The organism is Flavipsychrobacter stenotrophus, assembly GCF_002954265.1.
Lineage (GTDB): Bacteria > Bacteroidota > Bacteroidia > Chitinophagales > Chitinophagaceae > Flavipsychrobacter > Flavipsychrobacter stenotrophus.
This window is the reverse complement of sequence record NZ_PPSL01000002.1, coordinates 645,627-659,726: the sequence shown is the minus strand read 5'-3', so window position 1 is coordinate 659,726 and position 14,100 is coordinate 645,627. Positions and strand designations below refer to the sequence as shown.

The 14,100-nt window shown below is 43.8% G+C and carries 12 protein-coding genes; 4 read left to right on the top strand and 8 right to left on the bottom strand.

All coding sequences use genetic code 11. From position 1 onward, the window contains the following. Positions 1-970: 970 nt before the first annotated feature. Entirely contained in the window at positions 971-4,708 is a 3,738-nt protein-coding gene (locus tag CJD36_RS07935; protein WP_105038594.1) for a DUF7948 domain-containing protein, read from the top strand. 345 nt (positions 4,709-5,053) lie between these two features. On the opposite strand, the gene CJD36_RS07930 is transcribed toward CJD36_RS07935, so the two are convergent. From CJD36_RS07930 to CJD36_RS07900, 7 genes are all read right to left on the bottom strand, one after another. Beyond that, entirely contained in the window at positions 5,054-5,506 is a 453-nt protein-coding gene (locus CJD36_RS07930) for an energy transducer TonB (RefSeq protein ID WP_105038593.1), read from the bottom strand. Next, positions 5,506-6,309: a peptidase associated/transthyretin-like domain-containing protein gene (locus tag CJD36_RS07925; protein WP_133162548.1), complete on the bottom strand. Its 804-nt coding sequence runs from the start codon at positions 6,307-6,309 to the stop codon at positions 5,506-5,508. The genes CJD36_RS07930 and CJD36_RS07925 overlap by 1 nt, the downstream gene beginning before the upstream one ends. A gap of 118 nt (positions 6,310-6,427) precedes the next feature. Beyond that, on the bottom strand, positions 6,428-7,351 hold the full coding sequence (locus tag CJD36_RS07920; protein ID WP_105038591.1) for a peptidase associated/transthyretin-like domain-containing protein: 924 nt from the start codon (positions 7,349-7,351) through the stop codon (positions 6,428-6,430). Beyond that, a complete protein-coding gene (locus CJD36_RS07915; protein WP_105038590.1) occupies positions 7,338-8,075 on the bottom strand; it encodes a carboxypeptidase-like regulatory domain-containing protein in 738 nt (245 codons plus the stop codon). The genes CJD36_RS07920 and CJD36_RS07915 overlap by 14 nt, the downstream gene beginning before the upstream one ends. Positions 8,076-8,107: 32 nt before the next feature. Beyond that, the gene (locus tag CJD36_RS07910; RefSeq protein ID WP_133162547.1) at positions 8,108-9,043 is read right to left on the bottom strand and encodes a hypothetical protein; all 936 of its coding nucleotides are present in this window, start codon (positions 9,041-9,043) and stop codon (positions 8,108-8,110) included. A gap of 155 nt (positions 9,044-9,198) precedes the next feature. Beyond that, positions 9,199-9,789, bottom strand: coding sequence for a DUF5606 family protein (locus CJD36_RS07905; protein ID WP_105038588.1), 591 nt, complete (start codon positions 9,787-9,789; stop codon positions 9,199-9,201). 231 nt (positions 9,790-10,020) lie between these two features. Next, complete coding sequence (locus CJD36_RS07900) at positions 10,021-11,874, bottom strand: tetratricopeptide repeat protein (RefSeq protein WP_105038587.1); 1,854 nt, start codon at positions 11,872-11,874, stop codon at positions 10,021-10,023. Between the two features lie 149 nt (positions 11,875-12,023). On the opposite strand from CJD36_RS07900, the gene CJD36_RS07895 reads away from it, so the two are divergent. Genes CJD36_RS07895 through CJD36_RS07885 form a run of 3 tightly spaced genes read left to right on the top strand, consistent with a single transcriptional unit; the run spans position 12,024 to position 13,589 of the window. Then, positions 12,024-12,491, top strand: coding sequence for an N-acetyltransferase (locus CJD36_RS07895; RefSeq protein WP_133162546.1), 468 nt, complete (start codon positions 12,024-12,026; stop codon positions 12,489-12,491). Continuing rightward, on the top strand, positions 12,488-13,024 hold the full coding sequence (locus CJD36_RS07890; RefSeq protein WP_105038585.1) for a hypothetical protein: 537 nt from the start codon (positions 12,488-12,490) through the stop codon (positions 13,022-13,024). The genes CJD36_RS07895 and CJD36_RS07890 overlap by 4 nt, the downstream gene beginning before the upstream one ends. Before the next feature lie 13 nt (positions 13,025-13,037). Beyond that, on the top strand, positions 13,038-13,589 hold the full coding sequence (locus tag CJD36_RS07885) for a GNAT family N-acetyltransferase (protein ID WP_105038584.1): 552 nt from the start codon (positions 13,038-13,040) through the stop codon (positions 13,587-13,589). Here the strand turns inward: CJD36_RS07885 and CJD36_RS07880 are convergent. Continuing rightward, positions 13,586-13,954 carry a nuclear transport factor 2 family protein gene (locus CJD36_RS07880; protein ID WP_105038583.1) on the bottom strand — a complete coding sequence of 123 codons (369 nt, stop codon included), beginning with the start codon at positions 13,952-13,954 and terminating at the stop codon, positions 13,586-13,588. The two genes, CJD36_RS07885 and CJD36_RS07880, sit on opposite strands and share 4 nt — an antisense overlap. Between the last annotated feature and the right edge of the window lie 146 nt (positions 13,955-14,100).

The window sequence follows — 14,100 nt, the reverse complement described above, 5'->3', positions numbered from 1 at the left end:
TACGTAAAATACGATAACGGGAGAGTTACCAAAATTTTTATTGGACGCTCTCGTTCCCCCGTTCAACTTTAGTGTGCGTGTAATTGGGTATAGTTACCGGAGTTGGGGTTAATTGATTGTTTTTCATGTGTTTGTGATTTTTGGGTATGCCCGATCGTGCCCGATAAAATGAGAGCGAGAGCGGAAGAGCGGTGTCTCAAAAAAAACCGGCCGGATGCGAGACTGCTTCGTTCCTCGCAGTGACGTCTTAGCGAAACTAAAGAGAGCCGGCCCGATGGTCGTCGGTCAGAGACCGACAACAGGCGTTTTCTGAAGTATGCCCGGTGAAAAATAAAATTTAATCGGGCATGGATTGGAGGTTAATTGATTGTTTTTCATTTGGTTGTGATTTTTGGTTATGCCCGATCGTGCCCGATAAAATGAGAGCGAGAGCGGAAGAGCGGAGAGCGGTGTCTAAAAGAGAACCGGTCTCCCGACCTGTGATTGGGATCGATTGGATACCGACAGCAGGCGCTTTGGGGGGGGGTGCCCGGTCGTACCCGATGGTCGGGGCAAGAAGTGTTTCTGTCCAGTTGCATGGGAGACGCAATTATGCGTCTTTACCAAAAAGTTGGTTGTTGAAGGTTTTGTTGAGGTTCATAAGGTCAAAGATCGCTTCGTAATATTTTTTCTGTCCTTGGGTAAACTAAGGGTGAAAACAATAATCCGAGGTGCAAATTAATGTGTGGAAATGAGTTTGAAAAATAAAGATATTCACAAAAATGTGGATATCTTTTGATTGTGGAGGGAGGATTAATTAGTTAGCGATGGTTACTTGAAGTGTTGTATATTTTTTGTTGTTATGAAATGTGGGTGGGTTATATCTTATTTTTTCATTTCCTACTTAGTAAGAAGGGCTGTATACTTCTTTATTTGTGATATAATTGTTACATTGCATCATTGTTATTATAATCAATAAACTATTTTGCATATGTATTTTAATGGTACAAAATGCCAACTGCTCTTATTCAGTTGTTTATTATCGGTATCTGCCCTTGCTAAAGACGTGAAATCACTAAATGCGGGTGGTTTGCAAAAGCCACTTTGCTTTGTAGAAAATAAAGGACAGGTGCTGGATGAGAACAATCATTCCCGTAGTGATATCCAATTTAAACTCTCGGGCAAAGGAGTGAGTTTATTTGTTGGTAATGGTCAGTTGCATTACCAGTTTAAAAAAGTAGTAGCAGGAGATAAAAGGCCTGATATCACAACGTATGCAATGGACGTGAAGTTGCTAGGCGCAAACCCTTATGCAGCTGTCAAAGAGTCTGACATTGTAGATTACCAGGAAAATTATTACATACCCCAGTCGGGACCTGGTGGGTTTCACGCATTGGCATACCGTAAAATTACCTATTCAAATGTATACCCTAATATTGACTGGGTGTTGTACGTGAAAGATAATAACGTAGAGTATGATTTTGTGGTGCGCGAAGGTGGTGATGTAAAAAATATACGATTACAATATGGCGGTGCAACCGAATTGAGCGTTACTGCCGATGGCGGCATACTTGCACGTACCCCAATGGGTGATGTAACAGAGAAAAAGCCATTTGCTTATGAAAGTGCTACTCACAAAAAAGTGTCTTCGCGTTTTTCCCTAAAAGACAATATCGTAAGTTTTGAAACAGGGAGCTATTCGGGTGTGTTGACTATTGATCCGTATCTCCAATGGTCTACCTATTTTGGTGGAACAAATGAAGATGTAGCCACCGCGGTAAAGATCTCTGCTAGCGGCAGTGTGTATGTATGTGGTTATACTGCGAGTACCGGGTTAGGTACTGGTACAGCTCCTATTACAACGTTTGGCGGTGGAAACTATGATGCATTTGTTGTTCGTTATCCTACAGCAGGTAATCTGGTTACATGGGCTACTTACTTTGGAGGCAGTGGAGAAGATAAAGCAATGGGTATGGCTATTGATGCTTCAGGCATTTACATGGTAGGCTCTTCATCGACGTCTCTTACCTCTATTGCTTCGGGAGCACCGGCACCATTTCAGTCAACGAATGGTGGTGGCAGCGATATTATCGTAGCTAAAATTGCCGGTGGTGGTGGAATAACATGGGCTACTTATCTGGGAGGAATAGATGATGAGTTCGGGTATTCGATCACACTGGATCAGTCTAACAACGTGTATGTAGCAGGAAGTACTGAAAGCGCAGGTCTTGCAACTGATGCGACTAACCTGAATGGTACAAGAGACGGTATAATGGCTAAATTCAGCAGTGCAGGGGTTAACCAGTTTGTTACTTATTATGGCGGAACGGGCGAAGATGAAATACGCGGTGTAACATTAAACACAACCACTGCCACAGCATTTGTAGCCGTTACCGGTTTAACCAACAGTATTGTTGGCATTGCTACAATACCTGCTTATCAATCAGCAATAGGCGGTACTACAGATGGCTTTCTTGCACGTTATTCAGTTAATACAGCTACTCCTTCCATTTTGTGGAGTACATATATTGGAGGCAGCAGCGATGATATAGGGAATTCAGTTGGATCTGATGCTGCAAACAACGTTTTTGTTACCGGTAATACATCAGCCAACGACGCTATAGCATCAGGTATTTCATATACCAGCACTTATGGTGGATTGCAGGATGGATTCCTTATGAAATTTAACGTAGCCGGCAATAAGCAATGGGGAACTTATCTTGGTGGAATAGATTCAGATTATGCACAAGCTATTGTTGTTGACGGTATGGGATTCATTGCCATAACCGGTGGTACAAAGAGTGCGGGTATTGCTTCAGCAGGCGCACTTCAGACCGGGCTAAGCGGCGTTTGTGACGCTTTTGTAGCAAAGTATAATACTTTGGGACAAAAGCTATATACAACCTATTTTGGCAGAAGCGGGAACGACTTCGCAAATGGTATTACTGTTGATGGAACTGCTACAGCCGGCGCAACTAACAGTATTGTTATAGCAGGCCGAACAACAAGCCCAACCGGATCAGGATTCGCTACAACCGGAGCTGCCAGTACTACTAACAATGGTAATACTGAAGCGTTCGCAAGTAAATTCGCAAGAGATACTATCGTAGGTTTCCGCCAGATATTTATGGATACGTTGCTTTGCGCGGGTTCTTCTATTACTGTTCATGATACTGTTAACTACAACTTTGGTGCGGGTAATATCTTCAGGGTGCAACTGTCTGATGCTACAGGTAGCTTTGCTGCCCCTGTTGTGATAGGCTCTGTTACTTCATCTACGTTTGGTGCTATACCCGCTATCATACCGGCAGGTACAGCGGCAGGTACAGGTTATCGCATCCGTATAGTGTCTACCAACCCGGTGACAACATCGGTTGATGATAATATCAACATCAATATTGTTACTACATTACCAGCTACTACGGTTACTGCCAATTCACCGGTGTGTGTGGGTCAAACTATCAATTTCACGGTTACCGCACCTTATTCAGTAAATGGTTACTCATGGTCCGGCCCTGCAGGGTTTACTTCTACCTTGCAGAACCCTTCTATACCATCGGTTACCACTGCTAATGGCGGTACTTATTCTGTAACTGTAACCCATGCTAATAACTGCCCGGCTTATATTAATACAGTGCCGGTGCTGGTGAATTCATTTATACCGCCTACACCACTCGATAGTTCTAACTCACCATTGTGTGCGGGTAGTACTTTGCAGTTGTTCGCTAACCCTAACTTCTCGGGTATATTCACGTATCATTGGTCAGGACCAGGTGGCTTCAGTTCTAATCTGCAGAACCCTGTTATCCCGTCTATAGCTTACGCAGATACCGGTTTCTATTACCTTACAGATACATTGGATGCATGTCCTTCATTGAGGGATTCTATCCACATCGTTATCAACCCTACAGACACACCGAACATTGTGATCACGGTAACTCCTGACGATACTGTTTGCGTAGGTACAACTTTCCATTTCCATGTGGCGGTAACCAATGGTGGTTTCTCACCACAGTACCAGTGGTTGTATGGTCCTACTTACCCAATAGTAGGCGCTATATTCGATAACTATGCATCAGCATCATTGGCCAGTGGCGCAAACATAAGCTGCGTACTGACCAGCAGTATTGCCTGCCCTGATAAGCCGCATGATACCAGTAACATAATAGTGGTGACAGTATTAAATAACACACCTGTGGTGAGCATTACATCTACCGCTACGTCGGTATTGGTAGGTTCTACAGTAACCCTTACCGGTTATGCATCAGGTCCTAGTATTGTTGGTTATGTTTGGTATGTAAATGGTGTGGTAGTGCCAGGTGCTACGACTACTACGCTTGTATTGAGCGGCCTTACACACAGCGACACAGTAAGAATGGAAGTGTTGAGCACAGGTCTTTGCGCAAGCCTTGGAGTGAGCAATACCATCATTGTACATGTAGGTACTGTAGTAGTCAACACAGTTCCTGAATTCAGCGCGATAGAAATGTTCCCTAACCCTAACAATGGTAGTTTCGCCATCAAGGGTCAGCTGGATAATATAGCAGACGGACAGGCGAGTGTGCAGGTAACCAACGCTATCGGTCAGGTTGTCTATCTCTCAGAAGCTACGATAGCCAACGGGCAGCTGGACAAGTCTGTAGATATGTCGAACGTGCCTGCGGGTATCTACCTGCTGCGCCTGAACAAGGATGGAGCAAGTAAGGTATTCAAGTTTGTAAAAGAGTAAAACACACAGCACTATTTCATAGTAAAGCGCCCCGGTTTCCGGGACGCTTTTTTGTGGGTGGGGAGGGGCAGGTGCGGCCTTGCTGTCAATGACATCAGGTTAAGAGCAATTCGCTTAGTCAGACATCCGATACCTTCGGCATCGTTTCCAATTTACGACTGACTTTGCTATAAACATCTGATACCTTCGGCATCATAACATGTTATTTGTCCTTAACTTAATGACATTGCCCTACGGGGCGCCGGACAAAAACAGATAAACAAGGCTACAAAGTATAAACTTCCCGCACTTATCAGATTTGACAAATTTTAGGAAAGTTGTCAAATCTAAATACCCAACAACCCCCTACATTATCTTAAAAGCGACCGGTAATACATACACCGTTCTAACAGCTTTGCCATTTATTTTTCCGGGATGCCACGGTGGCATGGCCTTTACCACTCTTACTGCTTCTTCATCGCAGCTATAACCTATACCTTTTATGACCTTTACGTTGGTAATAGTGCCATGTTCATCTACCATAAACCGCACAATTACTTTGCCTTGTATATAGTTTTCCCTGGCCCCATCGGGGTAGCGCAATGTCTTGTCGAGATACTTGTCTAATTCGGCGGCGCCACCTTTGAACTCGGGTTGCTGTTCTACGGAGGTAAATACCTCAGGTGGCATCTGTACAGCTACTATACAGTCTCTCGGCTGCAATACACGCATGCCGCGTTGCGCCTTCTTCTTTGGCTGTTGTGCTGCAACCATATTGACAACCAGCAGAGCTGTAAGCAACAATAATGTATACCTCATCAGCTTTGTTTTTTACCTCGTAAGGGTCGGGTCATTCTCTGCCAGATATTGGCTTTCTTTCTAAGCGGCTCAACATAATGCACAGGAATTCCACCATAAGTTCTGACGTTTATATCAGGCATGATAAGATCATGCTGTTGCAATGTTTGCACTTGATACGCATAAAGTACAAGTTCCTTATTGTTGACCACGTCGGCGAAAGTCATTGTATCTTCTATTATCATGTCACTGCCTGTGTAGTTGGGCAGGGAGCCCAGCAATAATAGATGCGCCATATTAAAGTTGTCGGGTAGCGTGAGGACAAACATACCGTACTTATCAGTAACGCTATCTATCTGTGTATCGTTTATCCATACACGCGCTCCGGCTATTGGCTCCTTGCTGCCATAGTTGAGCACACGGCCGCATATCTGTAGTTTGCTGGTCTTTACAGCTGTTTTTTGCTTGTCGGCCTGCTGGTTAACCGTAGCCTTCTTTGCCTGCTGCGCCAGTGCTGCTATTGTTACAGACTGAAACAAAATAAGCATTGCCGCAGCCCGCTTCATGATCATACTGAAAAAATATGGTCTGTACCTAGTATCTACCAACTCCCTGTTCAGTTGCGTTTCCAGGAAGTACCCGCACGGCGGATTATCTTTTGCCTTTTTGAAAACATCCAGTATCTCACCATCACTCAGCAATGTAAAATCTACCACCGTCTTACAACACTGCGCGCAATGGCGCCCCCTATCTGTAGGCGTCATCTGCTGCCAATCGGCATCGCAGGGTTGTGGTAGTGTTATTATATTTTTTGCGTCGCTCATCACGTAGTTGTTTTCCTTCATCAAGCTATGCATTCCTATATCTAAAGACGATATCTACACCGGTAATCTTTGCTTCCTGATAAAATAAGAAAAGTGCGGTTTATCTAATCTGTACACATTATTTCTTCTTACCCATCCAGTAATTGGTCAACCTTCCCCACACCGTTTTCTCCGACCGCGCTGCAATTAAATCTTTCGGCAGCTTGATGACGGGCTTACGAAATGTACTGTCTCCCTTTACCAGGGTATATACAGTACATACATAATTCTTCAGCCAGTCAACGGTAGTAATCATTGGAATGGGGCCCGGCGAAGCGCCTGCAACGGTAATAACACCCGGGTTATAAATTGTAAATGCGGTCGATTCATACCTTACATGCACTTCCAGCGCGCCACCATTTTTTGTTTTAGTTACTGCAACGGTTTGTTCGGGAATGGGTACAGTTGGAGATTGTAACGCTGCTACTACCCCCGTATTATCGATGTAGATTTTTCGGTTCACCAGCACCGATACAGAATCAAGTTCGGCAGGCATGGCAAATGAAAATTGACCGTTCAAATCAGTAAACACCGTAGTGTCGATCTGTTTGATATAAATACTCATATGGGATAGCGGTTGCTTGCTTAGTGTATCTATAAGCTTACCCGATACCTGTATGCGACCCAGCGAGTCTGTGTCGTATTCGTGATATTGCTCCACAGTGACCATATGGCTTTTTGCCTGCTGAGCCATAGCTGTTGAGGCCGACTGCACCAGCAATACCATTGCGGCAATACGCTTAACCAGCGTACCAATGAAAGTTGTTTTTGGCCGGGTATCCAATAATGGTCGGTCTAACTGCGAAGGGAGGTACCGTCCACAAGGATGGCGGCCACCCGCTTTCTTAAACACATCCAGTATCTGGCCATCACTCATCAACGTAAAATCTATCACAGTCTTCTGACAAGCACCACAGTACCTGCCCTGTTGCACAGGTGTCATTGCATCCCAGTTTTCGTGGCATGGATCGGGGATGGATATGATGGGGTTACTTCGCTTCATTGGTCTTGTTCTTTTTTCTGAACGGCTTGGCAATGCGCTCCCAAAACGTGGGCTTATCCTTAGGCACAATAGCAGGTGTGCTACTTTTCGCATTTGGTGCGGCTCCACCTCTCTTTTGTTGATAAATGCCCGGAGTCGTTGCAACAAGATCATTTGGCTCTGCCCCACCGATCATGCGGATCAAATCTGACTTTCCGGAAGGCGAGTTTATTATCTTCATGCTTGGCTGCAAGTATAAAGACACATATGCACCGTCCTTAATATCCACGGTTACTCCGCCAATTGTACTGCTATTCACTTCTGCTACCAGCAATAGCTGTTTAGCCTGTAACGTATCTGGCAGCAAGAGCGTAAACTCACCGGTATCATCTGTCACAGCATCTACAGGCATCCCCTTTATATGTACCGTAATACCCGCCATAGTAGCATTATGCACATCTCTTACTCTTCCGTGTATCTCTCTTAATTGTTTGGGGTCGAGAGTATTCTTCACCGTTTGATGCATGGCGCCCATATCTGGACCAGCCTGCTGCGACCAAGCCGGAGTTATGACAACCAGTAAAAACACAATTATTGCAGCCAACCGAGTTGACGTAATCAATGTAAAGTCCATCACTATCTTCTGGCAGGCAGCGCAATACCTGCCCCTGTCGGCAACAGGCATACGCTCCCAATCCTCGTTACAAGGGTTATGCAGAGTCAGTATGTTTTGCTGGTGCTTCATCGTTTCTTATATTATTGACGGTCTGTCCTATATTAAAGGCGTTTATTAGTCTGTTTATCTTTGATCGCTTGTAAATGAAGGTTTTCAATTTCACTTCTTTCGCCCTTCCAGTATGCGGTCAACCGCTTCCATACTGTTGATGTTTTAGGAAAGTTCATCAGGGTAGTGCGTGGATCTTTCGTCCATAATGTTGGAAGGTCAACAGTTTGTTGCCGGGGAGTAGTCATTGTAGTAAACCCTGTTACCGCCGGCACATCAATGGGTTTTGCAGGCACTGATGGATTAGGGAAGGTTCCCGCAACAGACACTATTAGAGGCTTAGAGCTCAATACTATCTCCTTACCAGCTGCAATATCTGAATAGCGTACCTGTTTGTGCATGACCTCGTAATAGGAGAATGTATATGGTGGTGTTGATCTGTCCTCCTCAATAATAATTTTAGCACTATCAAATCCGTCAGGCAGCTGCAATACAAAACGGCCATTTCGGTCTGTTTTAGTCGTGATATCTGTTCCCCTTATTTTTAGCGCAATACCTGCTCTATATTCTTTGAGGATACCTGTCACCCGTCCCTTTATTTGTAGTGGCAACTGAGGTAAAATTGCAGTATCTTTTTTGTCAGTTTGCTCTACTCTTACACTGTCCTTTTGCTGGGCTGTTGCCGCACTCACCATTGACTGAACCAGCAACACCATCGCAGCTATTCTTTTAATTAATATTCCGGGAATGGTACTTCTGCTGATTGGAGCCACCAGGTCTCGGTTCAGTTGAGCAGGTAAAAATCTGCCGCACATTACACTGTCGGTGCTGTGGGCAAAAAAGGCCGGCATCTGCTCATCACTCATTGTTGTGAAGTCAGTCACCGACTTTTGGCAGGCAGCACAATGCCGCCCCTGCTGAGCAGGTCTCATAGCGTTCCAATCTTCATGACAAGGATTGGCGATGGTGATATGCGGGGTACTTTTCACTTACCCTAAATTTACACCATTACACGCATAAATATTTAAAGCCCGCAGGTGCGGGCTTTAAAATAAAAGTTAAATTTCAATATATTATTACTTGCAGTTAAAGCTCAATACCTAATAAAGTGCATCACACACTTTTTACTTTTAACTTGGTCAAGCTATTCTTCAGTCTTCTTCTTCTTGGCAGCAGCTTTCTTAGCAGGTTTTTCTTCACCTTCAGCACCATCTTCAGCTACAGCTTTCTTTTTTGCAGCTTTCTTGGCAGGCTTTTCTTCAGCTACCGGTTCAGCAACAGCAGCCGGCGCTTCTACTGCAGGTGCAGCTTCTTCGTTAGCAGCATTATCTTCAGCTATCTGTGCATCAAAATTAAGCAGATCATTTGCCTTCAGCAGTTCAAACCACTTCAGCATCTTCTTCATATCGCTTACGTATACCCTTTCCTCGTCAAATTCAGGGAATACGCTCTTGAAATATCCAGATACGCCTTCTTTAGTAGCCGTCTTAGGATCTACAGGAGGTATAGATGTTTCATGCTCCACCATTTTCTGGAATACATTATGTAAGCGCACGTTCTCAGCTATAGTGTATACTTCTATACTTTCAAGCGGCGTTACATTATGTTGGCGGGCAGATATAAACTTGGTTGTTTTATCGCCAATGTTGCGCACAATAGCACCATCACTCTTGGTGGTCAATAATTGGTAAAGGCCACTAAGGCCGGTTACAGAAACTATTTCTTTATACTGCATATTTTTAATGTAAAGGGTGGCAAAAATAGAATTTTTTACGCCAATTAGCTAATCTGCCAATTTATTTTTGCCCTTCCCGTTTAAAATCGCCCTTTCAGGCATTAAGAAATCATTATTTTCTAACTATTTCACTGCATTATCGCATTCCATCACATTTCCTCCACAGTCCATCACATTGCCGCATTTTCATCTAGCATTGAGCCATTAAGCCATTGCGCAATTCAGCCATTCTCAGGGCACCGGATTATTGATCTCTCCAAGCTTCTGTCGTGCTACCTGCACAAATGTACTTCCCGGAAAATCTATGATCAGCTTCTCGTAATACTCTTTGGCGCTGTCTTTCTTGTTCAGGTTGTAGTTATAGATCTCTGCCATGGTAAACACCGCATCATCGGCCAATACATCTTCAGGAAATTTCTGAACTATTTCTGTAAGGAAGGTGATCGCTTTGTCGTAGTTGGTATGCTTCATGGCTATTTTAGCATGCTGCATCAGTATGTCGTCATTCAGCGGATGTTTAGGGAATGCGGTGGAAATGCTATCCAATAAAGCTTCTGCCTGCTTATCCTTGTTTTGGAACAGCAACAGGTCGGCATATGCGAAACGTGCCAGGGGGTAAAAATTGCTGTCCTGCACATTTTCGGTTATCTGTACCGACAGAAACAGTGCATCATTGGCTATAAGCTCTGTAGTAGAGCGTTTCAATACGCTCAGCATGCTCTGCGCCCACTCAAAGTCGCCGCGATAGTAATGAAGTTTAGCATTACGGAAGCGGGCATCTTCACCCAGCATATCTTGTTTGAACTGTTTGTCTACCTGGCTATATATAAGCGATGCATCCCACACCTTACCCTTGATCACATAATAATCGCCTAACTGCAAACTCAGTGCACCTACCTGCTGCACTCTTGTACCGGGATAAGTAATGGCATATTTCAGGATGGCAATTGCCTTATCTATACTATCCGCATACTGCGCGGCTATCATTGCATAATCGCTTGCGGCAGGGGTAGAGTAGTTTTGCGGATAGGCTACAAAAACTGCGTCGTATTCCTTCAGCAGGGCAGTGATGCTTTCGGGCTGTATGTTGGGTGTGGTCTTCAGCTGAGCCAGTTGTGCAGTTATCTTTTCGCTCTTCGCTGCTCCGTAGAGTGGCTTGTCAGCACCCTTGGCTATCACATCGTCATAGGCCTTAAAGGCTATATCATATTTCTTAGCTGCGGCAGCTACGTGGGCAAAGTCTATCAGGGTCTTGCCGGTCTCGTTGTTGCGCTCATCAACAGCTTCCATTTGTATCAATGCGCCGTCCCAGTCATTCTTCTGGGTATATATCCACGTAAGCAGGCTCACGTAGTAAGTGTTATTAGGCTCTTCATTAATTCTGCCCATCAGGTATTTCTGGGCGGTCTGCAATTTCTTTGGGTCTGTACCCATCCATTGCAGAAACAAGGCTTTCACATTGTCTACAGTTATGAACTGACCGGGGCTACCGGTCATCACCACATCCATGGCTTTATCTATCTGGTTGTTTTTGGCGTAGAGGTTGGCCAGCTGCACTGCATATAAATATGGATTGCCTAATCTCTGTATTGCCTGCTCATAGGCCTTAATAGCATACTCAGGAAGGTCGGCATCGGTAAACGCTTTTACTATCCGCTGTGTGAGCATGTCGTCGCCATTGATCTTTGCTACCGCTTTTTCAAAAAGCTCAACGGCCTTTTTATCCTTGCCTTCCAGTTTATATACACGTCCCAGGTCTACTTCGGGTACAAACTTATCGGTATACTTATCCTGATAAGACGAAGCCAGTTTCTCTGCGTCCTTATACTTCTTTGCTTCAAGCAGTGTATTGAAATAAGGGGTGTACATGGCTTCGCCACTCTCCTCATAGAGCTTCTTGTAAATGATTATGGCGCTATCATAGTTTTTTGTAGCTACATAACCCTGGGCTTTCTCCAGATAGTTTACAGGGGGAGGAGCCGGCGGTGTCCATGTCAACTGCGCATTGGCAGTATAAGATGCACAGATCAACCCCGCACTCACCATTAACATCTTCGGCCACTTACTCACCTGCATATTTTTCATTCAGTATTATCTTCTCAAATGTAATGCTTATTATCTTTTTACATTCTTATGGAAAACATAAATGTTATCATGTTTCTTCAATTTTTATTCGATCCCCGAAATGCAATCAGGTGTAAATCTTTACACAATGTGTAAAGATTTGCTTATCTTTGAGTGTGTATGTTATAGAGCCACAAACGAATCAGAAACACAAAGCGGACGTATTGATAGTTGATAGTAATGACTATAAAATCATTACTGCGAAACAGTTCTTTTTCCAATGGAAGAAAGAAAGAGCTCCTGCGATCACCTATAAATTAGTTATATTAAATGAGCAACTATTAGGTGTAATATCGCTCATTCGCTATGACTCGGAATACAGAATTGAAATAAAATTATTGGCTGTTTCAACAGACAATAAGGGAAAGAGCAAAAAATATGATAGAGTAGCCGGCTGCCTTATTGCTTTCGCAGCATCAGAAGCCCTTACGTTATATGGCGAATTGGGTTGCGTTTCGCTTATCCCTAAAACAGAACTAAAACAACACTACATCCGGCAATACGGAATGATTGATGCCGGCTGGCAGCTTTACCTGGAAGGCAGACAATTATTACAACTACTTAAAGCATACTTATGATGAGCGTTATTAAAGTTAATGAGCTATTTGAGCAGAACACACCGGCAGAACTTGCTGAAGCTTATGTATTCCCTGTAAAGCTTACAAAAAAGCAAAAGGAGGAAGCTGTTGCGCAGCTAAGTGAAGCAAGGGCAAAATTGCGCAAGGAAATAACACAGGAAGAAGTTCTTTCTTTAAAACTAATGCGTTTTAAGTTGCTTTTAGAAAAATATATAAAGAGCACTGAATTTAAAATCGATTATAGCTTCGGTTACTTTCTTTCGATTTATATTGACACCATCGGCAAAAAGAGAACAGAGTTTGCTGATGAGATCGACATACACGAAACATTATTGAGTCAATTGATCAATAATAAGCGTGAACCAAATGAGAGTCTAATGATCAGATTGGAAATACATTCAAACGGCACGATTCCTGCATTAGATTGGCTCAAACTTGTTGAGAAGAAAAAAGAGAACTATATCAGCACTGATAAGGAAATAAGAAAAGTAGAAAGACAATTTGTCAAAAATCATCTTGCAGTAAGTTTTTAGCCTATTCCGTCTCATGCCCTTCCAAGCACTCCGTTCAGGCAATATCACGCTCCACCTTATCACAGAAGCTAATGCAGATGAGGTGCTGGATATGTTTGCCGTTTTCCCCGATGCTGATGAACTACTGAAAGAGATAAAAGAAAACTACCTGCCCGAATATGAAGACGAACAAAGGACACAATATGGCTTTTACACAACCGTAGGTGATAAACTGGCAGGACTTAGTCTGCTGAGTGTAGATAGCTTTAATGAACGCAGAGGCTCTACCGGGGCCGATACTTTATTGCACATGCGGGGCAAGGGAATAGCTCCTATGTCAAAACCACACCTTTTCTATCTTGGGTTCGAGCTACTGGGGCTCAACCGCATAGAGACCGGCTGTCTGGTTTCCAATATATCATCTAAACGATCGATAGAGAAAACAGCCGGATTTCAATTTGAGGGTATTATGCGCGAGTCGGGTCTGAATGATAAAGGAGATTTGGAGGATCAATATCTATTTTCCATTTTGCGAAAGGATTGGCAAAAGATCTATTATTCAGTAAAAGTGGAAGTGATTCACTAACCCTTTTGTTCCAGCAACGGCCTTGGGTCAAACACCACTCTCAGCATATTTATCTTGCCTTCTTTAACGTGGTACCAGCCGCAGCCATAAATGGCTTTTCCACCCATCAGCAGGTCGTATAGCAGGCACACATCATCGCCTTCGGCAAACACCTTATGTACCTGATATCTTATCTTCTTTAGTTCCAGGTAGTCAACATAGGCATCTCCGCCATCGCTGGATCCCATTACGCCCAGGAATACCATCTGGTCGGAAACGTAAGTACGGGCTTCTTTATAATCTCCATTGTTAACAGCCTCTACGCACGACAGCACAGTGTCGGCGGCTAAGCTATTTTCCCGTTGAGATGGATTGTCTGTGATCATGGTTGCAGATTTTATTGATTAAAGTTAAGCCATACATCTGAACAGACCTCAACAAACGGCAATACCACCGTGCCGGCATCAAGCCCCGGCAACGGTGGTTGGGAATTATCCCTCATCTCATTTATTTTATACCAAATAGACCTCTA

Excerpts from the sequence above, each read along its gene's own strand:
- CJD36_RS07935 (WP_105038594.1), top strand. The coding sequence starts at position 971 with ATGTATTTTAATGGTACAAAATGCCAACTGCTCTTATTCAGTTGTTTA.
- CJD36_RS07930 (WP_105038593.1), bottom strand. The coding sequence starts at position 5,506 with ATGAGGTATACATTATTGTTGCTTACAGCTCTGCTGGTTGTCAATATG.
- CJD36_RS07925 (WP_133162548.1), bottom strand. The coding sequence starts at position 6,309 with ATGAGCGACGCAAAAAATATAATAACACTACCACAACCCTGCGATGCC.
- CJD36_RS07920 (WP_105038591.1), bottom strand. The coding sequence starts at position 7,351 with ATGAAGCGAAGTAACCCCATCATATCCATCCCCGATCCATGCCACGAA.
- CJD36_RS07915 (WP_105038590.1), bottom strand. The coding sequence starts at position 8,075 with ATGAAGCACCAGCAAAACATACTGACTCTGCATAACCCTTGTAACGAG.
- CJD36_RS07905 (WP_105038588.1), bottom strand. The coding sequence starts at position 9,789 with ATGCAGTATAAAGAAATAGTTTCTGTAACCGGCCTTAGTGGCCTTTAC.
- CJD36_RS07900 (WP_105038587.1), bottom strand. The coding sequence starts at position 11,874 with ATGAAAAATATGCAGGTGAGTAAGTGGCCGAAGATGTTAATGGTGAGT.
- CJD36_RS07890 (WP_105038585.1), top strand. The coding sequence starts at position 12,488 with ATGATGAGCGTTATTAAAGTTAATGAGCTATTTGAGCAGAACACACCG.
- CJD36_RS07885 (WP_105038584.1), top strand. The coding sequence starts at position 13,038 with ATGCCCTTCCAAGCACTCCGTTCAGGCAATATCACGCTCCACCTTATC.
- CJD36_RS07880 (WP_105038583.1), bottom strand. The coding sequence starts at position 13,954 with ATGATCACAGACAATCCATCTCAACGGGAAAATAGCTTAGCCGCCGAC.